Origin of the sequence: Streptomyces sp. NPDC003038, assembly GCF_040611115.1 — a bacterium.
Classification (GTDB): Bacteria; Actinomycetota; Actinomycetes; order Streptomycetales; family Streptomycetaceae; genus Streptomyces.
On record NZ_JBEXNN010000008.1, the window covers coordinates 101,010 to 127,353 of the forward strand.

The 26,344-nt window shown below is 69.1% G+C and carries 29 protein-coding genes; 22 read left to right on the top strand and 7 right to left on the bottom strand.

All coding sequences use genetic code 11. The features are described 5' to 3' along the window. Nucleotides 1–17: 17 nt before the first annotated feature. The 4 genes from ABZX75_RS12940 to ABZX75_RS12955 form a co-directional block, all read right to left on the bottom strand. Nucleotides 18–818: a hypothetical protein gene (locus tag ABZX75_RS12940; protein WP_355410212.1), complete on the bottom strand. Its 801-nt coding sequence runs from the start codon at nucleotides 816–818 to the stop codon at nucleotides 18–20. 20 nt (nucleotides 819–838) lie between these two features. Next, nucleotides 839–1,120, bottom strand: coding sequence for a hypothetical protein (locus ABZX75_RS12945; protein WP_355410213.1), 282 nt, complete (start codon nucleotides 1,118–1,120; stop codon nucleotides 839–841). A 163-nt stretch (nucleotides 1,121–1,283) separates the two neighbouring features. Further along, complete coding sequence (locus ABZX75_RS12950) at nucleotides 1,284–1,526, bottom strand: hypothetical protein (RefSeq protein WP_355410214.1); 243 nt, start codon at nucleotides 1,524–1,526, stop codon at nucleotides 1,284–1,286. Nucleotides 1,527–1,548: 22 nt separating this feature from the next. Then, nucleotides 1,549–2,115: a DUF6668 family protein gene (locus tag ABZX75_RS12955; RefSeq protein ID WP_355410215.1), complete on the bottom strand. Its 567-nt coding sequence runs from the start codon at nucleotides 2,113–2,115 to the stop codon at nucleotides 1,549–1,551. 365 nt (nucleotides 2,116–2,480) lie between these two features. Between ABZX75_RS12955 and ABZX75_RS12960 the strand changes: the two genes are divergently transcribed. From ABZX75_RS12960 to ABZX75_RS12970, 3 genes are read left to right on the top strand one after another with little or no spacing between them, the layout of a single operon-like run. Further along, on the top strand, nucleotides 2,481–3,323 hold the full coding sequence (locus tag ABZX75_RS12960) for a peptidoglycan DD-metalloendopeptidase family protein (RefSeq protein ID WP_355410367.1): 843 nt from the start codon (nucleotides 2,481–2,483) through the stop codon (nucleotides 3,321–3,323). Continuing rightward, nucleotides 3,320–4,042, top strand: coding sequence for a hypothetical protein (locus tag ABZX75_RS12965; protein WP_355410216.1), 723 nt, complete (start codon nucleotides 3,320–3,322; stop codon nucleotides 4,040–4,042). Before ABZX75_RS12960 ends, ABZX75_RS12965 begins: the two co-directional genes overlap by 4 nt. A gap of 11 nt (nucleotides 4,043–4,053) precedes the next feature. Continuing rightward, nucleotides 4,054–5,061: a hypothetical protein gene (locus ABZX75_RS12970; RefSeq protein ID WP_355410217.1), complete on the top strand. Its 1,008-nt coding sequence runs from the start codon at nucleotides 4,054–4,056 to the stop codon at nucleotides 5,059–5,061. On the opposite strand, the gene ABZX75_RS12975 is transcribed toward ABZX75_RS12970, so the two are convergent. Beyond that, nucleotides 5,058–7,526, bottom strand: coding sequence for a YfhO family protein (locus tag ABZX75_RS12975; RefSeq protein ID WP_355410218.1), 2,469 nt, complete (start codon nucleotides 7,524–7,526; stop codon nucleotides 5,058–5,060). The two genes, ABZX75_RS12970 and ABZX75_RS12975, sit on opposite strands and share 4 nt — an antisense overlap. A 588-nt stretch (nucleotides 7,527–8,114) precedes the next feature. Here ABZX75_RS12975 and rpsL point away from each other — a divergent pair. The 4 genes from rpsL to tuf all read left to right on the top strand — a co-directional run bounded on the left by rpsL (nucleotide 8,115) and on the right by tuf (nucleotide 12,472). Continuing rightward, entirely contained in the window at nucleotides 8,115–8,486 is a 372-nt protein-coding gene (gene rpsL, locus ABZX75_RS12980) for a 30S ribosomal protein S12 (protein ID WP_007265893.1), read from the top strand. A gap of 2 nt (nucleotides 8,487–8,488) precedes the next feature. Continuing rightward, the gene (rpsG, locus tag ABZX75_RS12985; RefSeq protein WP_007265894.1) at nucleotides 8,489–8,959 is read left to right on the top strand and encodes a 30S ribosomal protein S7; all 471 of its coding nucleotides are present in this window, start codon (nucleotides 8,489–8,491) and stop codon (nucleotides 8,957–8,959) included. Between the two features lie 39 nt (nucleotides 8,960–8,998). Then, a complete protein-coding gene (gene fusA, locus ABZX75_RS12990; RefSeq protein ID WP_355410219.1) occupies nucleotides 8,999–11,128 on the top strand; it encodes an elongation factor G in 2,130 nt (709 codons plus the stop codon). 150 nt (nucleotides 11,129–11,278) lie between these two features. Next, nucleotides 11,279–12,472, top strand: a complete 1,194-nt coding sequence (gene tuf / locus ABZX75_RS12995; protein WP_257554813.1) for an elongation factor Tu — start codon at nucleotides 11,279–11,281, stop codon at nucleotides 12,470–12,472. Between the two features lie 208 nt (nucleotides 12,473–12,680). Here tuf and rfbC read toward each other — a convergent pair whose 3' ends face one another. Together rfbC and rfbA are read right to left on the bottom strand one after the other, a co-directional pair. After that, entirely contained in the window at nucleotides 12,681–13,280 is a 600-nt protein-coding gene (gene rfbC / locus ABZX75_RS13000) for a dTDP-4-dehydrorhamnose 3,5-epimerase (protein ID WP_355410220.1), read from the bottom strand. After that, nucleotides 13,277–14,152 carry a glucose-1-phosphate thymidylyltransferase RfbA gene (gene rfbA, locus ABZX75_RS13005; protein ID WP_355410221.1) on the bottom strand — a complete coding sequence of 292 codons (876 nt, stop codon included), beginning with the start codon at nucleotides 14,150–14,152 and terminating at the stop codon, nucleotides 13,277–13,279. Before rfbA ends, rfbC begins: the two co-directional genes overlap by 4 nt. Nucleotides 14,153–14,234: 82 nt before the next feature. Between rfbA and rfbB the strand changes: the two genes are divergently transcribed. The 15 genes from rfbB to rpsC all read left to right on the top strand — a co-directional run bounded on the left by rfbB (nucleotide 14,235) and on the right by rpsC (nucleotide 26,344). Continuing rightward, the gene (rfbB, locus tag ABZX75_RS13010; RefSeq protein WP_355410222.1) at nucleotides 14,235–15,212 is read left to right on the top strand and encodes a dTDP-glucose 4,6-dehydratase; all 978 of its coding nucleotides are present in this window, start codon (nucleotides 14,235–14,237) and stop codon (nucleotides 15,210–15,212) included. Next, nucleotides 15,209–16,129 carry a dTDP-4-dehydrorhamnose reductase gene (gene rfbD / locus ABZX75_RS13015; RefSeq protein WP_355410223.1) on the top strand — a complete coding sequence of 307 codons (921 nt, stop codon included), beginning with the start codon at nucleotides 15,209–15,211 and terminating at the stop codon, nucleotides 16,127–16,129. The genes rfbB and rfbD overlap by 4 nt, the downstream gene beginning before the upstream one ends. Further along, entirely contained in the window at nucleotides 16,126–17,457 is a 1,332-nt protein-coding gene (locus ABZX75_RS13020) for a hypothetical protein (RefSeq protein ID WP_355410224.1), read from the top strand. Before rfbD ends, ABZX75_RS13020 begins: the two co-directional genes overlap by 4 nt. Before the next feature lie 68 nt (nucleotides 17,458–17,525). Continuing rightward, entirely contained in the window at nucleotides 17,526–18,215 is a 690-nt protein-coding gene (locus ABZX75_RS13025; protein ID WP_355410225.1) for a glycosyltransferase family 2 protein, read from the top strand. Then, nucleotides 18,212–18,670 (top strand): DUF2304 domain-containing protein, encoded by a 459-nt coding sequence (locus ABZX75_RS13030; RefSeq protein ID WP_355410226.1) that lies wholly within the window; start codon nucleotides 18,212–18,214, stop codon nucleotides 18,668–18,670. The genes ABZX75_RS13025 and ABZX75_RS13030 overlap by 4 nt, the downstream gene beginning before the upstream one ends. A 5-nt stretch (nucleotides 18,671–18,675) precedes the next feature. Further along, nucleotides 18,676–19,575, top strand: a complete 900-nt coding sequence (locus tag ABZX75_RS13035) for a glycosyltransferase family 2 protein (protein ID WP_355410227.1) — start codon at nucleotides 18,676–18,678, stop codon at nucleotides 19,573–19,575. Between the two features lie 102 nt (nucleotides 19,576–19,677). Further along, on the top strand, nucleotides 19,678–21,480 hold the full coding sequence (locus ABZX75_RS13040; protein ID WP_355410228.1) for a hypothetical protein: 1,803 nt from the start codon (nucleotides 19,678–19,680) through the stop codon (nucleotides 21,478–21,480). 505 nt (nucleotides 21,481–21,985) lie between these two features. Continuing rightward, nucleotides 21,986–22,294 (top strand): 30S ribosomal protein S10, encoded by a 309-nt coding sequence (rpsJ, locus tag ABZX75_RS13045; protein WP_003948644.1) that lies wholly within the window; start codon nucleotides 21,986–21,988, stop codon nucleotides 22,292–22,294. A 14-nt stretch (nucleotides 22,295–22,308) separates the two neighbouring features. Beyond that, nucleotides 22,309–22,953 (top strand): 50S ribosomal protein L3, encoded by a 645-nt coding sequence (gene rplC, locus ABZX75_RS13050; protein WP_215015311.1) that lies wholly within the window; start codon nucleotides 22,309–22,311, stop codon nucleotides 22,951–22,953. A 4-nt stretch (nucleotides 22,954–22,957) separates the two neighbouring features. Further along, nucleotides 22,958–23,617, top strand: coding sequence for a 50S ribosomal protein L4 (gene rplD, locus ABZX75_RS13055; RefSeq protein ID WP_355410229.1), 660 nt, complete (start codon nucleotides 22,958–22,960; stop codon nucleotides 23,615–23,617). Next, the gene (gene rplW / locus ABZX75_RS13060; protein WP_037792012.1) at nucleotides 23,617–23,940 is read left to right on the top strand and encodes a 50S ribosomal protein L23; all 324 of its coding nucleotides are present in this window, start codon (nucleotides 23,617–23,619) and stop codon (nucleotides 23,938–23,940) included. The genes rplD and rplW overlap by 1 nt, the downstream gene beginning before the upstream one ends. Nucleotides 23,941–23,980: 40 nt before the next feature. Then, nucleotides 23,981–24,817 carry a 50S ribosomal protein L2 gene (gene rplB, locus ABZX75_RS13065; RefSeq protein ID WP_136213227.1) on the top strand — a complete coding sequence of 279 codons (837 nt, stop codon included), beginning with the start codon at nucleotides 23,981–23,983 and terminating at the stop codon, nucleotides 24,815–24,817. A 12-nt stretch (nucleotides 24,818–24,829) separates the two neighbouring features. Then, a complete protein-coding gene (gene rpsS / locus ABZX75_RS13070) occupies nucleotides 24,830–25,111 on the top strand; it encodes a 30S ribosomal protein S19 (protein WP_008739713.1) in 282 nt (93 codons plus the stop codon). 43 nt (nucleotides 25,112–25,154) lie between these two features. Further along, nucleotides 25,155–25,502, top strand: coding sequence for a 50S ribosomal protein L22 (gene rplV, locus ABZX75_RS13075; protein WP_136213228.1), 348 nt, complete (start codon nucleotides 25,155–25,157; stop codon nucleotides 25,500–25,502). Further along, nucleotides 25,502–26,344, top strand: a complete 843-nt coding sequence (rpsC, locus tag ABZX75_RS13080) for a 30S ribosomal protein S3 (RefSeq protein WP_008739710.1) — start codon at nucleotides 25,502–25,504, stop codon at nucleotides 26,342–26,344. Before rplV ends, rpsC begins: the two co-directional genes overlap by 1 nt.

The window sequence follows — 26,344 nt, forward strand, 5'->3', positions numbered from 1 at the left end:
CTCCCGGGCTGGGCAGGCTAGGCGCCATTCGAGGCTCCCCAGAGTGTGAAGCCCTCGGTACCGCCCACGGGTGCGATGCCCTCCAGGAGGGACCCGGTGAGCGTCGGGCGCAGCTTCCAGTCGCCGCCTTCCCAGACCACCGACATGGTGCCGGTCGCATAGCCCTTCTCCGGGATCTGCATGAGCACCATCACGGTGGCGTGATCCTTGGAGTAGGTCACGAGCGAGAAGCCGACGTAGGTGCCTTTGCTGCCCGGGGGCTCCTTGCCCACTTGGTCCGCGGGCAGTTTCGACCGCTTCTCGATGTAGGTGTCCCGGCCCGCGCCGACGGCCATCTGCTGATCGACGACCTCTCTCCAACGGGGGATGTCGACATGGTTCGAGATCGCGTGGGCCGCGAGTACCGCACCCAGCGGGGTGTGGGCGAAGCAGGACCAGCCGGGCCCGTCGTACTTCACAGGCCCCGCGGACGGTGATACCGGAATCAGATAGGCGCCTGCCTGTTTCCACTGCAGGTCCGCCGGCGCCTTGCTCGGGATGCTCTGGTCGGTGTCGTCCGTACGGCAGCCGGCGGGCCGGGCGTCGCCCGTGCCCCCTGAGGGAGCGGAGGACGCACCGCCGGCCGGCTTTGTCGCTTCGCCGGTCGGTGAACCCCCCTGAGGGGTCTTGCCGTCGTCGTTGCCGCCGGAGACCAGCGCCACGATCCCGATCATGACGATCGCCACGAGGAAGGCCGCCGAGACCTGCCAGCCCCGCTGGTGCCAGAACGGCTTCTCCCACTCGCCGCTGCTTCCGCGTAACCTGCCTGAAGCCATCATCAGTCAGGCTCCTTCCAGGGTCAGTTGAAGACGAAGGAGACGAGCGGGCCCGCGGTCGCGACCAGGACGCAGCCGCCGAGGACCATGCCGAGCCGGCCCATGTGTTCCGAGCCTTCGCCGCGGCGCATCGATATCGCCATCATGGCGCCGGTGATCAGTACACCCGCGACGCCCGCGGCGGTACCGGCCCACGCGACGATGCCGAGGACGTCGTTGACCTTGCCGGTGAGTTCCGGCGGCGCGTTCATCCCCGGCTTGGGCACGTCAGCGGCGAGGACGACGTCGCGGATCTTGTTTAACATGGAATCTCCCCGTGGAAATCAACTGTGAGGTTGCAGGCGGCCGGCAGCAGCGTGGCGAGGCTGCGTACGTGCTGCGGAGGCACCATGACAGTAGTGGTTCGCTCCCTGATTGGTCCCGTGCTCGACGACGACCGGATCCGAACGAGCTAGGGACGCAACGAGGTTAAGGCAGGACGAACTCGACGAGCGGGCCGGCCGTGCAGCCGATGATGCAGGCGCCCATGACCGTCGCGAACTGCGTCAGATGTTCGTTGCCGTCTCCCGAGCGCAGCGAAATGGCCATGCGTGCGCCGATGATGAGTACGCCCAGCACCCCGGCGGCCGAGACCAGCCAGGCGATCATGCCGAGGACGTCGTTGAGCGGCCCGGTCACGTTCGTGCCCGGGGCGGCGAGTATCAGTTCCATCTCCAGCTCCAGGTACGCGGGTTCACTTCTTGCCGGTGAGCAGGCCGAGTGCGCTGACCTCGCGCGGCGGCGGGCCCGTGAGGTCGCCGGTGCGCCAGGCGGGCACCCAGGGGACCCGGTGGATGTCGATCACCGAGCTGATCACCTTGATGCGCTGGGCCAGCTCCCTCGGCAGACGGCCGGGAGCGTCCGCGACGAAAACCACCGCTGACACATTGATACCTGACGGCAGGTCATCGCGGCGGATCATATCCAGGACTCGAGACACCGCCGCCAGCCCGGCGGCGTTGGTGCGCGCCACGAGGAGGACGTTCGGCGGATCTCCCGCTGCCGGGTCGGGCCACGACGAGCCGGCGTCGTGGCCTGCGAACACCGTCGCGAGGGTGGACGTGCCCGCGCCACCGTGGGCGTTCATCCAGCTGAAGGCGCGTGGTGCGGGCCCGTGTTGGCCGAATTGCGGGGTCGTGGTGGAGTGGCCCGGCGGCGCAGGCGCCGCCATGGTGGGGAGCCCGCCCCGTGCTGGTGCGGCGGCCGGGTTCACTGGTCCGCGGAGCCAGATCTCCGGGCCGCCCGTCGAGTTCTGCTGCATGCGTCATGTCCCCCTGCATCAACGTCCGTCGGCCTTGCGCGTAGCGTCCGGCGTCGACAACTTATTGCGTTTCTCCGGGGATTGCTTGCGACAATCGCGTGACTTCGCCGCCGGGGCACCCCAGGAGACCCGGTCGGCAGGAGCCATTGGAACACGTCGACGGGGGAGCGATGTCGGACAAGGGAGGAAGCGCTGCGGTATGGCTGATGGGCAGCGCTTTTGCAGCAGTGATCATGCCGGTCGTGCTGTTCGTGGGGGTAGGGGCCGGTGACACCGGTCCGGATCTGTCGGGCGTGGCCGGCGGCACACTGAACCCCAAGCACGTACCGGCTCAATACTTACCATGGGTGCTCAAAGCGGGATCAATGTGCCCTCAGATCACGGCTCCGGTCATCGCCGCGCAGATCGAGGCCGAATCTGGCTGGATAAATGGCCGAACTTCGCCAGTTGGCGCTCAGGGTCTGTCCCAGTTCATGCCCGGAACATGGGTGACCTGGGGGCGGGACGACGACGGGAACGGCCGAATAGACCCCTTCGACCCGGGGGACGCGATCATGGCTCAGGGGCGCTACGACTGCGCCCTGGCCAAGCAGGTCGAGGGTTACAAGGCCAGGGGCAAGGCCAGCGGCCCCACGCTCGACCTCACCCTGGCCTCGTACAACGCGGGTCCGGGCGCGGTGCTCAAGTACGGCGGCATACCGCCGTACAAGGAGACGCAGGGCTACGTCGTCGCCATCAAGGGCGCCATGGCGAAGTACACGGCGATCGACCCGGGCCCCGGCCTCGGCACCATCCCCGCAGGCCAGCGGATGGCCATGCCGCTGCGCGGCAACCCGCCGATGACCTCGCCGTACGGCATGCGGCTGCATCCGGTCACCGGCGTGTACAAGCTGCACACCGGGATGGACTTCGGGGCCGGATCGGGGACTCCCATCTACGCGGCCATGGACGGCGTGGTCACCTCCGCGGGGATGACCAACGGGTACGGAAACCGCGTCGTCGTCTCGCACGGCACGATGGGCGGCAAGCGGATCTCGACGACCTACAACCATATGTCGGCCATCAACGTCGGTACCGGACAACAGGTCGGTGTGGGCGCGGTGGTCGGGCTCGTCGGGAGTACCGGTTACTCGACGGGCGCACACCTGCACTTCGAGGTGATGCAGGACGGCGACTACGTGAACCCGGCACCGTGGATCGGCAAATGAGCCGGCGGACGACCGGCAGGAACAGCAGGGGGACGACCGTGCGCAAGATCTTCGGCATGCTGCTCGCGACCGTGGCCGGCCTCGTCGTGCTGACGGGCTGCGGGCTGCGCGACTTCCGTGAGGGCGCGGACGGCGCGGGCGGGGCACCGGACCCGGCGCTGTCCGAGACCGTCGCGCCCAAGGCGCCCGTACCGCAGGGCAAGCCCCTCGACGCCGGTGCCAAGGTTCCCGCGCCGCCGCAAGCCGACGACCAGGACGCGACCGCGGTCGCCCGGGCGTGGGCCACCACGGCCTACGGCCACGACACGGCCTACGACGCCGGCCCGCAGGACGCCGTGCTCCGCGCCGCCCGCTACCTCACCGACGAGCGGGCGGCCGCCGAGCGCGAACACCGGTCCGCCGGCGGCACCGGGAACGACTGGAACGTATGGGCCGAGCACAAGGCCTGGACCACGGTGCAGGTCTCGGTCGACGACGACGCCCACGACGGCGAGGTGCCACCCGACAGCCCGACCGTCGTCTACCGCGTCCTCTACGTCGAGGGCAAGGCGCAGGGACGGGACGGCTGGAGCGGAGCCGGTCCCCTGCTCACGGCCGCGCTCAAGCTCTCGCGCTCGGCTGACGGGGGCCCTTGGCGTGTCGCGGACGTCCAGGTGACCCCGGCGGCCGTGCCGCCCAGCCCCGCGCCGCCCGCAACCTCCCCCGCACCACAGAACTGAGTGAGGCACCGATGTCCGTATTCAGCCGACGAGGGCGGAAGCCCGCGACCCCGCCGATCCCCGGGCCGGTGGCCGCTGACGTGCGGGTGCGTGCCGACGGCTTCGCGGAGGTCGACGGCAGGCCCGTCGTCGCGGGCGAGGGCGAGCAGCCGCAGGACGCGGTGCTCGACTACCTGTACCGCCTGGTCCTGACCTCGGGGCAGGCGGTCCCGGCCACGGTGTACGACGAGCGGATCGGTTCGATCGTGTCGTTGCAGGTCCTGGGTGACGGGTCCAGCCACTTCCTGGCGCCGCCGGTGCCGATGCAGGGCATGGGCGTCGTCCTACCGCGGGCCCAGTCGGCCGTGCGGGAACCGGAAGCCGCCACGGCGCCCGTGGCCGCGCCCGAGCCCGTCCCTGTGCCGGCGCCCCAACCGACGCCCGCGCCGGCTCCCGTACCGGCGTCGGCTCCCGTACCGGCGTCGGCTCCCGTACCGGCTCCCGTACCCGCGCCCGCCCCGGTACCGGCGCCCATGCCGACGCCCGCCCCCACCTCCGTACCGGATCCCGCGCCGGCTCCGGCCGCTCACCCCGTGGACGACCTCGTCGCCGTACCCGGGGCCCGGATCCAGGAGGCGCTGCGGCTCGGGCGCATCGAATGGGCCGCCACCCTCGCCCAGCAGAGCGTGACAGCGGCCGCGGACCGCCTCGGCTGGGACGCGCCAGCCGTCCTCCAGCTGCGCGAGCTGAACGCCTACGTGGCCTTCGTCGCCGGGGACAGCCGACGGGCGTTCCAGACCTCCCTGGAGATCGCCCGGAGCCGCAGTGCCCGCAGCGATCCGCAGGCACTGCAGAGCGTGCTGAACGCCGCGGCCGCCTGGCTCAAGGTCGCGGAGCCGGCCGAGGCCATCCGGATGGGGCACGACCTGATCACGCTGTGGTCCGCGCTGCTCGCGGACCGGCCCGAGGCGGACCGGACCCAGCTGGAGGCCGCCCGGGAGCGGATGGGCCGCCTCCGGCAGCGGGCCGGAGCCGCCTAGCGCCGGTCCCCGCAGGCGCGGCGGCGGCGCAGCCCGCCCACGGCAGCCGCGATGAGCAGGATCCCGCCGAGGGCCCCGCCGGCCAGACCTGCCGTGAAGCCCTTCGGGGTGAAGGTGCAGGAGACCTTCTCGGTACCCGGGCGCAGACTCAGCGAGAGCAGGCCGTGGAAGCTCCGCACGGGAGCCGAGCACTGCCAGCCCGGGAGCGCGGTCGTGGAGATGACGGCCGTGCCGGTGGCGCCCCGCGGCAGGGTCGCCTCGATGGTGTGGCCCCCCGTCGTGACCTCGGTGGCGCCGGTGGCGGTGAGGTGCGCGACGGCCTTGCCGAGTGCCGCGCGGTCCAGGCAGCCGACCGGGTGGTCCCCGGCGTTGGCGCCCTCGGTGCGGGTCTTCACCGTGACCTCGACCTTGCCGGAAGCGGGGACGGTGCCGAGCGGGATCACTCCGGTCATCCGGTCCTCCAGCGGCTTCCCGGCGCCGGCGGTGAGGAGGGTGCCGTAGAGGGCGGGGGAGTACCAGTACGCCTCGGAGCCGGGAAGGCACTGGGCGGCGTACGTCTGCTCCGTGGCGCTGCCGCCGCGGACGGTCCGCGGGACCTGGTAGACGGTGGCGCCCAGGACGTCCTCCTGGTGGGCGAAGACGCTGCCCGGCGGATTCGGTGACGTGTAGGGCGCGGAACGGACCGTGACCAGCGGGGGCGCCGGGAACTTCGAGGCCGTCCAGCTGTTCGGGGTGGTCCCCGGGCGGACCCGCGCGCCGATCGAGAAGATCGCGTCGAGGACCGGGTTGTCGGCGCCGAAGAAGGTCCGGCCGTCGTTCTTGTAGCCGTAGCCGAGCGGTTCCAGGGCCTGGTACGTCGCTTCCGGCAGGTAGCTGCTGTAGTACTGCGGGCCCTCCGCCCGCAGCGCCAGGGCGTCGTTGTACGAGGTCCGCGGCGCGCCCGAATCCGTGCGGTACGCGGGCCAGCCGTCGGCCTCCCGCACGGCGTCGAAGTGACGGCTGATCGACTGGTTCGAGGTGGCGACCGGCTTCGCCCAGCGCTCGCGGGCCCGGCGGGCGTCCGCATTGACCGCGGCCGCCGTGGACTCGGCGAAGACGACGCCGACCATGAGGACGGCCGCGAGGGGGAGGAGGTGGCGGCGCTTCTCGCCGAGGCCCAGCAGGATCAGGGCCAGCAGGGAGACCGCGCCGCCGCCGAGTACGGCAGGCCAGGTCCAGCCGCCGAAGTCGTCGGTGTGCCGGAGCGCGAAGGCGGCCGCGACCAGCAGCCCGGCGGTGAGCGCGAGGTGGAGCGGGCGCGGCCGGTGGGCCAGCGCCAGCCAGGCCACGATGACCACCATCCCGCTGAAGACGAACGCCTCGCGGTACGGGTTGCCGTTCGGCACGGCCAGGCCGTGCCACACGTACTGCGTGGGCGGGAACTGGAAGGAGACGACCACGAGCAGCGTCGCGGCCGCCCACACCAGGCGGGTCTTCGTGGCGATGGCGCTGTTGAAGAGGAACGCCCCGGCCAGGATCAGGCCGAGCGAGGCCACGTACAGCCGCGGCCGGCCGCCCCACAGGTGGGTGGCCGGGAGCATGCCGGCGAGGAAGATATCGATCCGCACCGGGTCGAAGGCGGCGGCCTTGGTGGGCTGCGCGGCGCCGCTGGACAGGAAGGACGGCAGGAGGAGCGGGAGGGTGAGCAGTATCCCGGTCCCGGCGGCCGTCGCGGCCCGCCACAGTGCGCGCAGCCGCTGCCTGCCGGTCATGTCGCGGACGATCAGCCCGATGGCGAGCAGCACGCAGGCGGCCATCGTGGCCATCATCGCGGTGTAGAAGTTGCCGAACCAGGCGAGCGCCACCAGCAGGGCGGCGCCGGGCCACCGGCGCTCCTCCAGGCACCACTCGACCGCGATGCCGAGCAGGGGGAGGGCGACCAGGCCCCACAGCCACATGGGGATGTACGAGGCGTCGCTGAGCGCCCAGCCGCACAGGCCGTAGCAGGCGCCGAGGACGCCGCGCTGCCACCACGGGCCGGGGTGCAGCTTGCCGAGGTACACGGTCATCAGGGCGGCGGCGGTGCCCATCGTGATCGGGGTGATCGCGAAGACGGCGAGGTCGACGTGGGCGCGCGGGACGAGGACGGCCAGCCAGGAGAAGGGGTTGCCGAGGTACGTGTGGTAATCGGACAGGAACTGCTGGCCGAAGCCGCCGCGCCAGGTGAAGAGCACATCGCCCGTGGCCTGCCCGTGGGCCAGGTCCCAGAGCGCGCGGTGGAAGGGTACGTACTGGTTGGCCTGGTCGTTGATGGCCCGGCCGGTGTTGCCGAAGGGGAAGGTGCCGCGCAGCGCCCAGGCCGAGCAGAAGGCGGCCGAGGTGATCAGGAAGGCGAGGAGGGGACCGTACAGCCGCCGGAGGCGACGGGGGCGCGGCCGGTCCTCGTCGGGGGGCGGAGCGTCGACTCTGGTCGGCTCCGGTGCCACGGTCCCCAATGTCCTGCTCCCTGCTGATCGACTCGCGCGCCCGCGCCGGGGCAGTCCGCAAGTTTAGGGCGCCCGGGGGCGGCGCCGGGGCGGCCCGCGGCCGGGCCGCCCCGGCGGGCGGGGCACGTACTACTGGGTGGTGATCTGCCAGGCGGTGACGGCGACCGCGGAGACGGCCGCCAGCGTGGACGCGTCCCCGGATGCCTCCCCGGACGAGCCGGACACCCCTCAGGTCCGCCGCGGGGCGAGGGACTGAGTCCGCCGGCCGGGCCGGCCCGTGATCGCGGCCGCTGATCCACTCTGTTCGGCGGGGCCGAGGCGTGCGTCCGGCTTGCGTCCGGCGTGTTTTCGTGCTGGGCATTTGTTTTGACCTACCTCTGTGAGGTAGGTACGCTCTGACCTTGTGCCTGGGGTGTGCCTGGGCTCATGTGCGTGTCCATCAACCGCATACGAGCCGCATCAGACCACCGCGATCCATGCGTTTCCGTGCTTGCGCGGAGGTCCGCCGGATCCGACACACCCGACCGCGTGGGTCGGCAAATGTTCCAGGTTAGCTTCACTACACGGCACACAGAAACCGGAGAAGTAGTGCCTACGATCCAGCAGCTGGTCCGGAAGGGCCGGCAGGACAAGGTCGAGAAGACTAAGACCCCCGCGCTTGAGGCTTCGCCCCAGCGTCGCGGCGTCTGCACGCGTGTGTTCACGACCACCCCGAAGAAGCCGAACTCGGCGCTGCGTAAGGTCGCGCGTGTGCGTCTGACCTCCGGCATCGAGGTCACCGCTTACATTCCGGGTGAGGGACACAACCTGCAGGAGCACTCGATCGTGCTCGTGCGTGGTGGCCGTGTGAAGGACCTGCCGGGTGTTCGTTACAAGATCATCCGCGGTGCGCTTGACACCCAGGCTGTCAAGAACCGCAAGCAGGCCCGCAGCCGCTACGGCGCCAAGAAGGAGAAGTAAGAATGCCTCGTAAGGGCCCCGCCCCGAAGCGCCCGGTCATCATCGACCCGGTCTACGCATCTCCTCTGGTGACGTCGCTCATCAACAAGATCCTCCTGAACGGCAAGCGCTCCACCGCCGAGCGCATCGTCTACGGCGCCATGGAAGGCCTCCGCGAGAAGACCGGCAACGACCCGGTCATCACGCTGAAGCGCGCGCTGGAGAACGTCAAGCCGTCCCTCGAGGTCAAGTCCCGCCGTGTCGGTGGCGCGACCTACCAGGTCCCGGTCGAGGTCAAGCCCGGCCGTCAGTCCACCCTCGCGCTGCGCTGGCTCGTGGGTTACTCCCGCGCCCGCCGCGAGAAGACCATGACCGAGCGCCTCATGAACGAGCTGCTCGACGCCTCCAACGGTCTTGGCGCTGCCGTCAAGAAGCGCGAGGACACGCACAAGATGGCCGAGTCCAACAAGGCCTTCGCGCACTACCGCTGGTAGTCCCAACCCACATCGAGACCGAGAGAAGACTGAGCCGATATGGCTACCACTTCGCTTGACCTGGCCAAGGTGCGCAACATCGGCATCATGGCTCACATCGACGCGGGCAAGACGACCACCACCGAGCGCATCCTGTTCTACACCGGTGTGTCTTACAAGATCGGTGAAGTCCACGACGGCGCTGCCACGATGGACTGGATGGAGCAGGAGCAGGAGCGCGGCATCACGATCACGTCCGCCGCGACGACCTGCCACTGGCCGCTCGAGGACGTCGACCACACCATCAACATCATCGACACCCCGGGTCACGTGGACTTCACCGTCGAGGTGGAGCGTTCGCTCCGCGTCCTCGACGGCGCCGTCACCGTGTTCGACGGTGTCGCCGGTGTGGAGCCGCAGTCCGAGACCGTTTGGCGTCAGGCGGACCGCTACGGCGTGCCGCGCATCTGCTTCGTCAACAAGCTCGACCGTACCGGCGCCGAGTTCCACCGCTGTGTCGACATGATCAAGGACCGCCTTGGCGCGGTTCCGATCGTCATGCAGCTCCCCATCGGTGCCGAGATGGACTTCCAGGGCGTTGTCGACCTGGTCACCATGAAGGCGTTCGTCTGGTCCGCCGAGGCGACCAAGGGCGAGATGTACGACATCGTCGACATCCCCGACACGCACACCGAGGCCGCTGAAGAGTGGCGCGGGAAGCTCATCGAGGCCGTCGCCGAGAACGACGACGAGATCATGGAGCTGTACCTCGGCGGCGAAGAGCCGTCCGTGGAGCAGCTGCACGCCGCCGTCCGTCGCATCATCATCGGCTCCGGCAAGGGCCAGGGCGCCACGATCACCGCGGTGTTCTGTGGCACGGCGTTCAAGAACAAGGGCGTTCAGCCCCTGCTCGACGCCGTCGTGCGCTACCTCCCCTCGCCCCTGGACATCGAGGCCATCGAAGGCCACGACGTCAAGGACGCCGAGGTCGTCGTGAAGCGCAAGCCTTCCGACGAGGAGCCCCTCGCGGCGCTGGCGTTCAAGATCATGAGCGACCCGCACCTCGGCAAGCTCACCTTCGTCCGGGTTTACTCGGGCCGCCTGGAGGCCGGCACTGCGGTGCTGAACTCCGTCAAGGGCAAGAAGGAGCGCATCGGCAAGATCTACCGCATGCACGCGAACAAGCGTGAGGAGATCGCCGCGGTGGGCGCCGGTGACATCGTCGCCGTCATGGGCCTGAAGCAGACCACCACCGGTGAGACGCTGTGTGACGACAAGGCACCCGTGATCCTGGAGTCCATGGACTTCCCGGCTCCGGTCATCCAGGTCGCCATCGAGCCCAAGTCCAAGGGTGACCAGGAGAAGCTGGGTGTCGCCATCCAGCGTCTCGCGGAGGAGGACCCCTCCTTCCACGTTCACTCGGACGAAGAGACCGGCCAGACCATCCTCGGCGGTATGGGCGAGCTGCACCTCGAGGTGCTGGTCGACCGTATGAAGCGCGAGTTCAAGGTCGAGGCCAACGTCGGCAAGCCGCAGGTCGCGTACCGTGAGACGATCCGCAAGTCCGTCGAGCGTCACGACTACACCCACAAGAAGCAGACCGGTGGTACCGGTCAGTTCGCCAAGGTGCAGATCGCGATCGAGCCGATCACCGAGTCGGACGGCCCGGCGTACGAGTTCGTGAACAAGGTCACCGGTGGCCGCATCCCGAAGGAGTACATCCCTTCGGTCGACGCGGGTGCGCAGGAAGCCATGCAGTTCGGCATCCTCGCCGGCTACGAGATGACCGGCGTCCGCGTCATCCTTCTCGACGGTGGCTACCACGAGGTCGACTCCTCCGAGCTCGCGTTCAAGATCGCCGGTTCGCAGGCCTTCAAGGAGGCCGCGCGCAAGGCCAACCCCGTACTGCTCGAGCCGATGATGGCCGTTGAGGTCACCACGCCCGAGGACTACATGGGTGACGTCATCGGCGACATCAACTCCCGCCGTGGCCAGATCCAGGCCATGGAGGAGCGTCACGGCGCTCGCGTCGTGAAGGGCCTCGTGCCTCTTTCGGAGATGTTCGGCTACGTCGGAGACCTCCGCAGCAAGACCTCGGGTCGCGCCAGCTACTCGATGCAGTTCGACTCCTACGCCGAGGTTCCCCGGAACGTCGCTGAGGAGATCATCGCGAAGGCCAAGGGCGAGTAACTCTTCCGAGTACACGCTTTAGGCTTGTCACCGGAGCCTCTGGGGCAACAGGAGCCACACTCCCGTTGCCCCCGGGGAACCGGCTATCCAGCAAAGATCACCTGGCGCCGATGAGCAAGGCGTACAGAACCACTCTCCAGGAGGACCCCCGTGGCGAAGGCGAAGTTCGAGCGGACTAAGCCGCACGTCAACATCGGCACCATTGGTCACATTGACCACGGTAAGACGACCCTCACGGCCGCCATTACCAAGGTGCTGCATGACGCGTACCCGGACCTGAACGAGGCCTCGGCCTTCGACCAGATCGACAAGGCTCCTGAGGAGCGCCAGCGCGGTATCACCATCTCCATCGCGCACGTCGAGTACCAGACCGAGGCGCGTCACTACGCCCACGTCGACTGCCCCGGTCACGCGGACTACATCAAGAACATGATCACCGGTGCCGCGCAGATGGACGGTGCCATCCTCGTGGTCGCCGCCACCGACGGCCCGATGCCGCAGACCAAGGAGCACGTGCTCCTGGCCCGCCAGGTCGGCGTCCCCTACATCGTCGTCGCCCTGAACAAGGCCGACATGGTGGACGACGAGGAGATCCTGGAGCTCGTCGAGCTCGAGGTCCGTGAGCTGCTCTCCGAGTACGACTTCCCGGGCGACGACCTTCCGGTCGTCCGCGTCTCCGCGCTGAAGGCCCTCGAGGGCGACAAGGAGTGGGGCGAGAAGCTTCTCGGCCTCATGGCTGCCGTCGACGAGGCCATCCCGACCCCGCCGCGTGACACCGAGAAGCCGTTCCTCATGCCCGTCGAGGACGTCTTCACGATCACCGGTCGCGGTACCGTCGTCACCGGCCGTATCGAGCGTGGTGTCCTGAAGGTCAACGAGACCGTCGACATCATCGGTATCAAGGAAGAGAAGACCACCACCACGGTCACCGGTATCGAGATGTTCCGCAAGCTGCTCGACGAGGGCCAGGCGGGCGAGAACGTCGGTCTGCTCCTCCGTGGCATCAAGCGCGAGGACGTCGAGCGCGGCCAGGTCATCATCAAGCCCGGCTCTGTCACTCCCCACAAGGAGTTCGAGGCCCAGGCGTACATCCTGTCGAAGGACGAGGGTGGCCGTCACACCCCGTTCTTCAACAACTACCGCCCGCAGTTCTACTTCCGTACCACGGACGTCACGGGTGTCGTCACCCTGCCGGCCGGCACGGAGATGGTCATGCCGGGCGACAACACCGAGATGACGGTCGCGCTGATCCAGCCGGTCGCCATGGAGGAGGGCCTGAAGTTCGCCATCCGTGAGGGTGGCCGGACCGTGGGCGCCGGCCAGGTCACCAAGATCACGGCGTAGTTCGTGCTCTGACCTGGTAGCCCGTCCACCGGGCACCACATTGCACTGAGGGCCCCGTCCCATCGCTTCGGCGGTGGGGCGGGGCCCTTCGGCGTGGCCGCGCCCCGGCTCTTCATCGCGTCGGCCCGTCTCCGCCGGGGGTACGGGAAAGGGCCGCACCCCCGAGGGGGTGCGGCCCTTTCTCCTCCAGCGGCGGTCAGCTCACCGGTCAGCCCACACGCAGCGACTCGGTGAATTCCTTGCAGACGGCGTAGTCGGGCAGCAGGCCCGACGCGACGGCGTCCTCCAGCGACGGGGCGGCCTCGTCACGGGCTGACAGCAGCGGGACGTCGGCCGGCCAGTCGATGGCCAGACCCGGGTCGAGCGGGTGGACCGAGTGCTCGCCGGTCGGGTTGTACGTCTCCGAGCAGAGGTACGAGAGCGTGGCGTCGTCGGTCAGGGCGCAGAAACCGTGACCGAGGCCCTCGGAGAGGTAGACCGCGCGGCGGTCCACGTCGTCCAGCCGGACGCCCTCCCAGCGGCCGAAGGTGGGGGAGCCCACCCGCAGGTCCACGATGACGTCGAGGACGGCGCCGCGCACGCAGGCCACGTACTTGGCCTGGCCGCGCGGCACGTCCGCGAAGTGGATGCCGCGGACCACGCCGCGCGAGGAGACGGACAGGTTCGCCTGCGCCAGGTTCAGCGGGTGCCCGACGACCTCGGCCAGCCGGTCGAAGCGGTACCACTCGGTGAACAGGCCGCGCGGGTCCCCGTGCAGCTGCGGGGTGATCTCGAAGGCGCCCTCGATGGACAGCTCACGGAACTTCATCGGGCGTCCTCCTCGTCGAGCAGCGTCACCAGGTAGTCGCCGTAGCCGCTCTTGAGCAGCGGCTCGGCGAGCGCACGCAGCTGCGCGGAATCGATCAGGCCGGCCCGCCAGGCCGCCTCCTCGATGCACCCGATCTTGAAGCCCTGCCGCTCCTCGATCACGCGGACGAACTCCGAGGCCTGCACCATCGATACGAAGGTGCCGGTGTCCAGCCAGGCGGTTCCCCGGTCGAGGATGGTGACATTCAACTCGCCGGCCTGGAGGTAGGCGTCGTTGACCGCCGTGATCTCCAGCTCGCCGCGGGCGCTGGGCTTCAGCTCGCGGGCTATCTCCACGACGCGGTTGTCGTAGAAGTAGAGGCCCGGCACCGCGTACCGGGACTTGGGCTTGACCGGCTTCTCCTCGATGGAGATGGCCTGGCCGTTCTCGTCGAACTCGACCACGCCGTACGCCGTCGGGTCCGCCACCGGGTACGCGAAGACCCGGCCGCCCTTGGAGTCGGTGTGCTGCGCGAGGCGGGTGCCGAGGCCACTGCCGTGGAAGATGTTGTCGCCGAGGATGAGCGCGACGGATTCGTCGCCGATGAAGTCGGCTCCGAGCACGAACGCCTGGGCGATGCCCTCCGGGCGCTCCTGGACGGCGTATTCGAGTTTCAGACCGAACTGCGAACCGTCGCCGAGCAGTCGCTCGAACTGGTCGCGGTCGTCCGGGGTGGTGATGATCAGGATTTCGCTGATCCCCGCCATCACCAGGGTGGAGAGCGGGTAGTAGATCATCGGCTTGTCGAAGACGGGCAGCAGCTGCTTCGAGACGGCCCGGGTCAACGGCCAGAGTCGCGATCCGGTGCCACCGGCCAAAAGGATTCCACGCATGGGGAGCACCCTATGCGAGAGCGTGTGGGGGAGCCGAGCCAAGGGAATGTGACGTTCAGCGGGCCGCTAGACTCTTCGTATTATGCGCATCCTCGTGACCGGCGGCGCCGGCTTCATCGGTTCAGAATTCGTCCGCCAGCAGCTCGGCGCGGACGCCACGGCTCAGATCACGGTCTTCGACAAGCTGACCTACTCGGGCGTCGAGGCCAACCTGGCACCGGTCGCGGATCACCCCGGTTACGCCTTCGTCAAGGGCGACATCTGCGACGCCGAGGCCGTCGACCAGGTGATGCCCGGTCACGACGTGGTGGTGCACTTCGCCGCCGAGTCCCACGTGGACCGCTCGATCGCCGGTGCCGGTCCGTTCGTGACGACCAACGTCCTGGGCACCCAGGTCCTGCTGGACTCCGCCCGCAAGCACGGCGTCGGCCGCTTCGTCCACATCTCCACCGACGAGGTCTACGGCTCGATCAGCGAAGGCTCCTGGACCGAGGAGTGGCCGCTGGTCCCCAACTCCCCGTACTCCGCCTCCAAGGCGTCGTCCGACCTGCTGGCGCTGGCCTACCACCGCACCCACGGCATGGACGTGGTGGTCACGCGCTGCTCCAACAACTACGGGCACTACCAGTTCCCGGAGAAGGTCATCCCGCTGTTCGTCTCGAACCTGATGGACGGCCGGAAGGTGCCGCTGTACGGCAACGGCGGCAACGTCCGCGACTGGCTGCACGTCTCCGACCACTGCCGCGGCATCGATCTCGTGATGCGCAAGGGGCGCGCCGGCGAGGTCTACAACATCGGCGGCGGCACCGAGCTCACCAACAAGGAGCTCACGGGTGTCCTGCTGGAGGCCGCCGGCCTCGGCTGGGACATGGTCGAACAGGTCGAGGACCGCAAAGGCCACGACCTGCGCTACTCCATCGACATCAGCAAGATCGGCGCCGAACTCGGCTACGCCCCGCAGGTCACCTTCGAGGACGGCATCAAGGCCACCATCGACTGGTACCGCGAGAACCGTGCCTGGTGGGAGCCCCTGAAGGCGAAGGCGGCCCTGCAGAAGTGAGCGCCGACCACGCCGGCGGGCGCTGGCTCGTCACCGGCGCCGCCGGAATGCTCGGCCAGGACGTCCTGACCGAGCTCAAGCACGCCGGGATCGAGGCCGTCGGCCTCGGCCGCGCCGACCTCGACATCACCGACCCGGACGCCGTCCGGGCCGCCGTCGGGGGCATCGCCGTCGTCGTCAACTGCGCCGCGTGGACCGACGTCGACGGCGCCGAGACGGCCGAGGAGGCCGCCACCGCCGTCAACGGCACGGGCGTCCGCGTCCTGGCCGCGGCCTGCGCGGCGGCCGGTGCGCGCCTGCTGCACGTCTCCACCGACTACGTGCTCCCCGGGGACGCCTCCCAGCCATACCCCGAGGACGCCCCCACCGGCCCGGTCAACGCCTACGGGCGCGGCAAGCTCGTGGGCGAACAGGCCGTGACCGAACTGCTGCCGCAGGACGGGTACGTCGTCCGGACGGCCTGGCTGTACGGCGAGCACGGGCCGAACTTCGTCGCCACCATGCTGAAGCTGGCCGCCCAGCGGGACACCCTGGACGTCGTCGACGACCAGCACGGCCAGCCCACCTGGTCGTACGCACTGGCCCGCCGACTGGTCGAACTCGGCCTGGCCGCGCTCGCCGGCCGCGCCCCCGGCGGCGTCTACCACGGCACCGCGAGCGGCCGCACCACCTGGTGCGGGCTGGCCCGCGAGACCTACCGGCTGAGCGGCCTCGACCCCGAGCGGATCCGGCCGACCACCTCCGCCGCGTTCGTACGCCCCGCGGTGCGCCCCGCCTTCAGCGTGCTGGCCCACGACCGCTGGGCCGAGGCGGGCCTCGCCCCGCTGGCCGACTGGCGCGAACAGCTGGCCGAGGCGCTCCAAGCCCCCGCCTTCACCGCACTGGCCCTCCCGGCCCGGGACGGCACCGCGGGATGAGGACCCTGCTGACCAAGCTCACCGCGGCGCTGCCGCCGGGCACCATCGCGGTGGCCGGCGGCACCGTCGTGCTCGGCGCGGCCTCGTACGTCCACCTGGGCGTGGCCGGCCACAGCCTGTCCGAGCAGGCCATGGCGAACGTCTCGGTGCTGTGGACGATCGTGATGTCCATCGGCATCGGCGTCTTCTTCCCCATCGAGCAGGAACTGACCCGGATCATCTCCGCCCGCGTGGTGCTGGGCCACGGCGCGGCCCCGGTGCTGCGCCGCGCCACCCTGCTCACGGCGGCGGTCCTCGGCGCGACCCTGCTCGTACTCGGCTTCGGCGCGGGCCCCATCGCGGACCTGCTGTTCCAGGGCGACCGAGCCCTGGTCGCCGCGCTCGGCGGCGCCTTCACCGGCATGGCCGTCTGCTACCTCACCCGCGGTGTGCTCGCCGGCCTCGGGCACTTCGGCGCGTACGGCACCCAGCTCGCCGTCGACGGCGGCCTGCGGATCCTGCTCGCCTTCGGCTGCGCGGTGTTCGGGCTGCACTCGGCGCTCGCCTTCAGCCTGGTCCTGGCCGTCGCACCCGTCGCCGCGACGCTGGTCACGCTGCCCGCGCTGCTGCGCGCGACCGGCCCCGGGGAGCCGGTCGCCTGGCGGGAGCTGTGCGGGGGGCTCGGCCTGCTCGTCTGCTCGACCCTGCTCTCCCAGGCCGTCGTCAACGCCGCGGTGGTGAGCACCAAGCTGCTGGCCCCGACCGAAAGCGCCCTGATCGCCGCACTGCTGAGCGCGCTGGTCCTGGCCCGGGTGCCGCTGTTCGTCTTCGGCTCGCTCCAGGCGTCGCTGCTGAGCGGTCTCACCACCGCCTTCACCGCCGGTGACCGGGCCGCGTTCTGGGCGATGCTGCGCCGGATCGGCATGGTCGTCGGCCTGCTCGGGCTGCTCGGCGGCGTGCCCGCCACCGTGCTCGGCCCGTGGCTGATCGAGGTGCTGTTCAACGCGGAGCCGGTGCTGGACCGCCTCGACTTCTTCCTGTTGTCCGCGGGCACCGTGGCGTACATGTTCGCGATGGTGCTCGGACAGGCGCTCATGGTATTCAAGCGGCACAACCTGCAACTGCTGTGCTGGGCCGTCGGTACCGCGGTGCTGGCGGGCATCACCTTCATGCCGGGCGAGGTGGCCATGCGCGTCATCGTGGCCTACGCTCTCGGCTCCGTCGCCACCGTGCTGGCTATGCTGACAGCGCTGAGGCTGAACTTCCCCGGAGCGGCTGCCGCCGCCACCGAAGGACCTGGGCACACGGGCGCCGCAAGCCGGCCGGTCGCCGGTGCGGTCGGAGACTGACCATGCCGGCCCAAGACGTCACACCGATCACCGAGCACGCAGACGTGCCACATTCCGCTGGAGCTACCGTGTCCCAATACGACGATGTCTGGCTGGTCATACCGGCCTATAACGAGGGCCAGGTGATCGCCGACGTGGTCGAGGGGGCCCGCAAGACGTTCCCCAACATCGTCGTCGTCGACGACGGCAGCACGGACGACTCGGCCGAGCACATAGCCGCCACCGGCGCCCACTTGGTCCGCCACCCGGTCAACCTCGGCCAGGGCGCCGCCCTGCAGACCGGCCTCACGTACGCGCTCGCCCAGCCCGGTGCCCGGTACTTCGCCACCTTCGACGCGGACGGCCAGCACCAGACCAAGGACGTCGAGACGATGGTCGCGGTGCTGCGCGCCGACGAGGCCGACGTGGTCCTCGGCTCGCGCTTCATCGAGCAGAACGGCCAGGTGCCGTGGATCAAGCAGGTCGTGCTGCGTACGGCCGCCGCCGTCAGCCCGACCGCCCGCAAGCTCAAGCTCACCGACGCGCACAACGGACTGCGTTGCCTGAGCCGCAAGGCCGCCGAGCAGCTGAACATCACCATGAACGGCATGGCCCACGCGTCCGAGATCGTCGGCTACCTGGCGGGCTCCGGGCTGCGGGTCACCGAGGTCCCCGTGGACATCCTGTACACCGACTACTCACGCGCCAAGGGTCAGTCCCTGATCAACGGCGTCAACATCCTTTTTGACATTTCGCTGCGGGAGCGTGGGCGTCGATGAAGTACTTCTGGATTCAGCTGCTGCTGATCGTGGGCTCGGTGTCCATGGCACTGATGTTCATACGGACCTGGGGACAGGCGAAGAACCGGGCCTGGAAGCGCATCGCGTTCTCCGTGTTCGTCGTCGTCAACGTGTACGCCGTGCTCCGCCCGACCGACGTCACCTGGGTCGCCCAGCAGCTCGGCGTCGGCCGGGGCACCGACCTGGTGCTGTACGTGATGGTGCTGGCGATGGGCTTCCTCACCCTCAACACCTTCCTGCGCTTCCGCTCGCTGGAGAAGAAGATCACCGACCTCGCCCGGACGGTGGCCATCAACGAGGGCGTCCGGCACAACGACGAACGCCTCGGCGCGGACGCCGCCGCCCCGGCCGCCCCTCTCGTCGGATCCGAGCCCGCGTCCGGATCCGAGCCCGTATCCGAGTCCGACTCCGCGTCCGCATCCGTGAAGGCCTGACGCCCGTGGTGACCTTCGACTTCATGCTCCCCTACTACGGGGACGTGCGGCTGATGCAGGACGCCGTGCACAGCGTCCTGGCGCAGACGGACCCGGACTTCCGGCTCGTCGTGATCGACGACGGCCGCGAGCCGGAAGTACCGGGCTGGTTCGAGCGGCTCGGCGACGAGCGGGTCCACTACACCCGCAACGAGCAGAACCTCGGCATCACCAAGAACTTCCAGAAGTGCGTACGGCTCTCCGAGGCCGACTACGTGGTCATCATGGGCTGCGACGACCTGCTGCACCCGCACTACCTGGAGACCGTCCGCGGGATCATCAAGGACAGCCCGGGCATCGGCATGGTCCAGCCGGGCGTCGAGGTGATCGACGGCGAGGGCCGGGTGACGCAGGGGCTCGCGGACAACACCAAGAAGCGCCTGTACTCCCCGCAGGTCAAGGGCCGCAGGCTGATGGGCGGCGAGGAGCTGGCCGCCAGCGTGCTGCGAGGGAACTGGCTGTACTTCCCGTCGATCGCCTGGCGCGGCGAGGCGCTGCGCGAGGTGAACTTCCGGGACGACTACTCGGTGATCCAGGACCTCGCGCTCGTGATCGACCTGCTGGAGGAGGGCGAGCGGATGGTGATCGACAACTCCACCACCGTCTTCCAGTACCGCCGGCACGCCGTCAGCGAGTCCTCGGTCCAGGCCTTCTCCGGCACCCGCTTCACCGAGGCCGAGCGGTACTTCTCCGCGGTGGCCCGGCGCATGGACGCCCGCGGCTGGCCCAAGGCGGCGCGTGCGGCACGCTTCCACAGCGCCTCCCGCCTGCACGCGCTCACGATGCTCCCCGGCGCGTTGCGCCGCGGACAGCGCGAGGGCGCCCGCACCCTGGTCCGGCACGCCTTCACCCCGGGGCAGAGCTGAGCAGGTTCCCGTAGCGACGTGAACGGCCTGCCACCGGTCCCAGGACGGACAGTGGCCTTCAGGCCCCAACCGCGGTGACATCCGCGACGGAAATGGACTGAGATGACACACCTGGCCCCCGAGGCGGTCGGAGAGGCCGGCTCGGCGCACCGCGGGACCGAGACGCCGCAGGCCGCACCGGTCCCGCCCGTCTCCCGTAGCCGCGCGTGGACGTCCCGGCGCGGGGTGCTCGCCCTCGCCGAGGTCGTGGTCAGCGTCGCGGCGGCCCTCGGGTTCACGCTGCTGTCCACACACATCAGCGCCAACCCGATGAACCGCATCGGCCAGGTCAGCGGCCTCGCCAAGATCCAGCAGTACGTGGCCTTCCTCGGCCTGCCGCTGCTGGCCCTGCTGCTGTACACCGCGTACCGGGGCACGCTGCGGCGCCACCAGCTGGTCAAGCGCCTGGTCTGCGCCGCTCTGGCCGGCCTGTCCACCGCTGTGGTGGCGGCCGGAGTGGTCGTCGCCCTGCGCGGCACGCCCTGGGCGCTCGGCGGCCAGGAGGGCGACCCGGGCGTCCTCATCGCCATGGCCAACTCGTTCATGCACGGCGAGAGCATGTCGGGCATCTACCCGCCCGGCTTCCCGGCGCTGATGGCGCTGTGGTCGGAGATCCGCTACGGCGGGGTCGGCGGGGCCGGCTTCGCCCTGCAGGACATGCAGATCTTGTTCAGCGCCCTGGTCGGCCCGATGGCCTACCTCGCCTGGCGGCTCCTGCTCCGGCCCTTCTGGGCGCTGCTGATCGCCGTTCCGTCGGCCGTGCTCTTCCTCGATCCGATCCGGCCCTACAGCCACGTCGTCATGATCGTGCTGCTGCCGCTGCTCGGTTTCTGCCTGCGCGAGATGCGCAGGCCGGGCGGGCGCTCCGTACGGTCCCAGCTGCTGCGCGGGGCGGGCCTCGGGCTGATCTTCGGGCTGCTGTTCCTCTGGTACTCCGGCTGGTACGTGTGGGCCGCGCCCGGTGTGGGCGTGCTCGCGCTGTTCCTCTTCCCCTGGCGCGGCGGCCCCGCGGTGGTGAAGCGGGCCCTCGCCTTCGTCGGCGCCATCCTGGTGACCGCCGGGATCGTCGGCGCTCCGCTGCTCTACCAGATGCTCCGCCTCGGCGCCCAGACCCCGGACCGCTACGCCTACCTCTCCGTCTACGCGGACCCGGCGTACATCATGGGCTGGGCCTCCGACCGGTCCGGGAAGGCGACCTACCTGGACTGGCCGGTGTCGGGGGAGATGGCCGGCCAGACCGGCTTCGCGCTCCTGCTGCTCTTCGGCGTGGGTCTCGGCGTGGGGCTGGGCATGCGGCACGTCATGGTCCGCACCGCGGCGGCCACCCTGGCCGGCGCGTGGCTGGCCCGGTTCTGGTTCGCCTCGCACATGGCGCACGAGAAGTCCGTACAGCTCTACCCGCGCACCACCTGGATCATCATGTACTGCCTGATGATCCTGGCCGTGCTGGGCATGATGGCGGTCGTGCAGCGCGGTTCCGGCTGGGTCGAGCGCTCGCTGCGGCCGCGCGGCGCCGAGGGGGCCGCCCAGGCCGCCCGGGTCATTCCGCGGCGGGTGGTCCAGCAGCTCGCGGCCGGCATGGTGTGCGTCACCGCGCTGTTCGCCACGATGGGGGCGTCCTGGTCGGTGAACCGGTACATGCCGGCGCACGAGTCGGGAAACACCATGGGCATCGACGCCTGGCGGGCCCACACCATCAAGAAGGCGGACGGCACCTGCCCGCGCTACTCCCCGGTCAAGGAGTGCGCGGACATCAGGATCAAGGACTGGAAGCAGGAAGAGGACCGCGGCTACATCTGGTGCGCCGGCGTGCTGGCCAAGGACTGGCCCGCCGTCTGCGGCCGCAGGGCGAACTTCAAGGACTGACCGGAAGACGCGCCCGGACCGGTGTGGCGCAGTCCACATCGGTCCCGCCGGGGCGTTCTCCCAGCTGGGCGCGGCAGTTTGACCAATGAGCCCCGCCGGGTATTCTCTTCGGCCCGATTGGCGCAGTACGTGCCTCGTATGGCAGACTACTCAAGTTGCTCGGTTGAGTGCCGATGCTGCGCGCCTCCCGCCGGGAGGACCGGAAGCGAGTCCCACAGTACTCGTCGTCCTTAATCTGCCTTTCGGGGCAGCAATGAGGACGGACGTACGGGAATCTTCTGGGAAGTGTCAGCGAGGCGTTCACCAGGCGCTCGGTGGGTGTTTCTCCCCCGCAGCGCGGTCTTGGGACCGCACCCCTTGGAGAGGGAATTTCCGTATGGGAATTTTCTGTAGAGGAAGTGCGACACACCCGACCGCGTGGGTCGGAGGAGAAGCCGCGGGATCCGTTCCGCAGCCAGCCGGGAGCCAGAGCGTTTCCACATAGAGACAGGACTACGGAGTAGCCATGGCGGGACAGAAGATCCGCATCCGGCTCAAGGCCTACGACCACGAGGTCATCGATTCCTCGGCGAAGAAGATCGTCGAGACGGTGACGCGCACTGGTGCGTCGGTCGCGGGCCCGGTGCCGCTGCCCACTGAGAAGAACGTGTACTGCGTCATCAAGTCGCCGCACAAGTACAAGGACTCGCGCGAGCACTTCGAGATGCGCACGCACAAGCGCCTGATCGACATCCTCGACCCGACGCCCAAGACCGTTGACTCGCTGATGCGCCTGGACCTTCCGGCCGGCGTTGACATCGAGATCAAGCTCTGAGAGGCGTCGAGAAGATGGCAAAGCAGATCAAGGGCGTCCTGGGCGAGAAGCTCGGCATGACCCAGGTCTGGGACGAGAACAACCGTGTCGTCCCGGTGACCGTGGTCAAGGCCGGGCCCTGCGTTGTTACCCAGGTCCGCAAGAACGACATCGACGGCTACGAGTCGGTCCAGATCGCCTTCGGCGAGATCGACCCGCGCAAGGTGAACAAGCCCCTCAAGGGCCACTTCGCCAAGGCCGACGTGACCCCCCGCCGCCACCTGGTGGAGCTCCGCACCTCCGACGCCAGCGAGTACACGCTCGGCCAGGAGATCACCGCCGCTGTGTTCGAGTCCGGCGTCAAGGTCGACGTCACGGGCAACAGCAAGGGCAAGGGCTTCGCCGGTGTCATGAAGCGTCACAACTTCAAGGGCCTCGGTGCCGGCCACGGCGTCCAGCGCAAGCACCGCTCCCCCGGTTCGATCGGTGGCTGTGCCACCCCTGGGCGTGTCTTCAAGGGCATGCGCATGGCCGGTCGTATGGGCAATGAGCGCGTCACCACCCAGAACCTGACCATCCACGCGGTTGACGCGGAGAAGGGTCTGCTCCTCATCAAGGGTGCGGTCCCCGGTCCGAACGGCGGCCTCGTCCTGGTCCGTACCGCGGCCAAGGGGGCTTGAGGTAATGAGCACCATTGACATCCTTTCGCCGGCAGGCGACAAGGCCGGTACCGTCGAGCTCCCCTCGGAGATCTTCGACGCGAAGACCAGCGTTCCGCTGATCCACCAGGTCGTTGTCGCCCAGCTGGCAGCTGCCCGTCAGGGCACGCACAAGACCAAGCGTCGTGGCGAAGTCCGTGGTGGTGGCCGCAAGCCGTACCGCCAGAAGGGCACCGGCCGCGCTCGCCAGGGTTCCACCCGTGCTCCGCAGTTCGTCGGCGGTGGCGTTGTCCACGGCCCGCAGCCGCGTGACTACTCCCAGCGGACCCCGAAGAAGATGAAGGCCGCCGCTCTCCGCGGTGCGCTTTCGGACCGTGCGCGTCACTCCCGCATCCACGTCGTCACCGGCGTGGTCGAGGGTGCCGCCTCCACGAAGGCAGCCAAGACGCTGTTCGGCAAGATCTCGGAGCGCAAGAACCTGCTCCTGGTCGTCGACCGCGCCGACGAGGCCGCGTGGCTGTCCGCCCGCAACCTGCCCCAGGTTCACATCCTGGAGCCGGGCCAGCTGAACACGTACGACGTGATCGTCTCTGACGACGTGGTCTTCACTCAGGCCGCTTTCGAGTCCTTCGTGTCTGGCGCGCCTTCTGGCCGGAACGATGAGACCGAAGGGAGCGACGCCTGATGTCTGAGGCGACCGTTACCAGCAAGACCTTCACTGACCCGCGCGACCTGCTGATCAAGCCGGTTGTCTCGGAGAAGAGCTACGCGCTGCTGGACGAGAACAAGTACACGTTCATCGTCGCGCCCGGCGCCAACAAGACCCAGATCAAGCAGGCCGTGGAAGCGGTCTTCTCGGTCAAGGTCACCGGGGTCAACACGATCAACCGTCAGGGTAAGCGCAAGCGCACCAAGACCGGTTTCGGCAAGCGCGCGAACACCAAGCGCGCCATCGTGACCCTCGCTGAGGGCGACCGAATCGACATCTTCGGCGGCCAGGCCTCCTAACGGAGTCCTGAGTCGTCCGGAATCGGACGAGGACTGAGAAATGGGTATCCGCAAGTACAAGCCGACGACCCCGGGCCGTCGTGGCTCCAGCGTCGCCGACTTTGTCGAGATCACGCGGTCCACGCCGGAGAAGTCGCTGGTTCGCCCGCTGCACAGCAAGGGCGGCCGTAACAACACCGGTCGGATCACCGTTCGCCACCAGGGTGGTGGACACAAGCGCGCCTACCGCGTGATCGACTTCCGTCGTCACGACAAGGACGGCGTGCCGGCCAAGGTCGCGCACATCGAGTACGACCCCAACCGCACCGCGCGCATCGCGCTGCTGCACTACGCCGACGGCGAGAAGCGCTACATCATCGCGCCGCGCGGCCTGCAGCAGGGTGACCGGATTGAGAACGGCCCGACGGCCGACATCAAGCCCGGTAACAACCTGGCGCTGCGCAACATCCCGGTCGGTACGACCATCCACGCGATCGAGCTGCGTCCCGGCGGCGGTGCGAAGTTCGCCCGCTCCGCGGGTGCGTCCGTGCAGCTGCTGGCGAAGGAGGGCACCATGGCCCACCTTCGTATGCCGTCCGGCGAGATCCGTCTCGTCGACGCCCGCTGCCGCGCCACGGTCGGCGAGGTCGGCAACGCCGAGCAGTCGAACATCAACTGGGGCAAGGCCGGCCGCATGCGCTGGAAGGGCGTTCGCCCGTCCGTCCGCGGTGTCGCGATGAACCCGGTTGACCACCCGCACGGTGGTGGTGAGGGCAAGACCAGTGGTGGTCGCCACCCGGTCTCCCCGTGGGGTCAGAAGGAGGGTCGTACTCGCTCGCCGAAGAAGGCTTCGAGCAAGTACATCGTCCGCCGCCGCAAGACGAACAAGAAGCGCTAGGAGCGGGTTTAGATGCCGCGCAGTCTCAAGAAGGGGCCCTTCGTCGACGACCACCTCGTAAAGAAGGTGGACGTCCAGAACGAAGCCGGCACCAAGAACGTCATCAAGACCTGGTCCCGTCGCTCGATGATCATCCCCAGCATGCTGGGTCACACCATCGCGGTGCACAACGGCAAGACCCACGTCCCGGTGTTCGTCACCGAGTCGATGGTCGGCCACAAGCTCGGCGAGTTCTCGCCGACTCGCACCTTCCGCGGCCACGTCAAGGACGACCGGAAGTCGAAGCGCCGCTAAAGGCGGGGTGGTTACGACTATGACTTACACCGAAGGGACAACCATGGAAGCCAGGGCCCAGGCGCGGTACATCCGCGTCACGCCCATGAAGGCCCGCCGAGTGGTGGACCTTATCCGTGGCATGGATGCCACGGAGGCTCAGGCGGTCCTGCGTTTCGCCCCGCAGGCCGCGAGCGTGCCGGTTGGCAAGGTGCTTGACAGCGCCATCGCCAACGCCGCACACAACTACAACCACCCGGACGCCTCTTCGCTGTTCATCAGCGAGGCGTTCGTGGACGAGGGCCCGACCCTGAAGCGGTTCCGTCCGCGTGCGCAGGGCCGTGCCTACCGGATCCGCAAGCGGACCAGCCACATCACCGTGGTCGTCAGCAGCAAGGAAGGTTCCCGGTAATGGGCCAGAAGGTAAACCCGCACGGGTTCCGGCTCGGCATCACCACCGACTTCAAGTCGCGTTGGTACGCCGACAAGCTGTACAAGGACTACGTCAAGGAAGACGTCGCCATCCGTCGGATGATGACGTCCGGCATGGAGCGCGCCGGCATCTCGAAGGTTGAGATCGAGCGCACCCGTGACCGCGTGCGTGTGGACATCCACACCGCTCGTCCGGGCATCGTCATCGGCCGCCGTGGCGCCGAGGCCGACCGCATCCGCGGTGACCTCGAGAAGCTCACGGGCAAGCAGGTCCAGCTGAACATCCTCGAGGTCAAGAACCCCGAGCTCGACGCTCAGCTGGTTGCCCAGGCCGTTGCCGAGCAGCTCTCGTCCCGCGTCTCCTTCCGTCGCGCCATGCGTAAGAGCATGCAGGGCACGATGAAGGCCGGCGCCAAGGGCATCAAGATCCAGTGTGGTGGCCGTCTCGGCGGCGCCGAGATGTCCCGGTCCGAGTTCTACCGCGAGGGTCGTGTGCCGCTGCACACGCTGCGCGCGAACGTGGACTACGGCTTCTTCGAGGCCAAGACCACCTTCGGCCGTATCGGCGTGAAGGTCTGGATCTACAAGGGCGACGTCAAGAACATCGCCGAGGTTCGCGCCGAGAACGCTGCGGCCCGTGCGGGTAACCGCCCGGCCCGTGGCGCGCAGGGCGCTGGCGACCGTCCCGCCGGCCGTGGTGGCCGTGGTGGCGAGCGCGGCGGCCGTGGTGGCCGCAAGCCGCAGCAGGCTGCTGGTGCCGAGGCCCCCAAGGCCGACGCTCCCGCCGCCGCTCCGGCCGAGAGCACCGGAACGGAGGCCTGA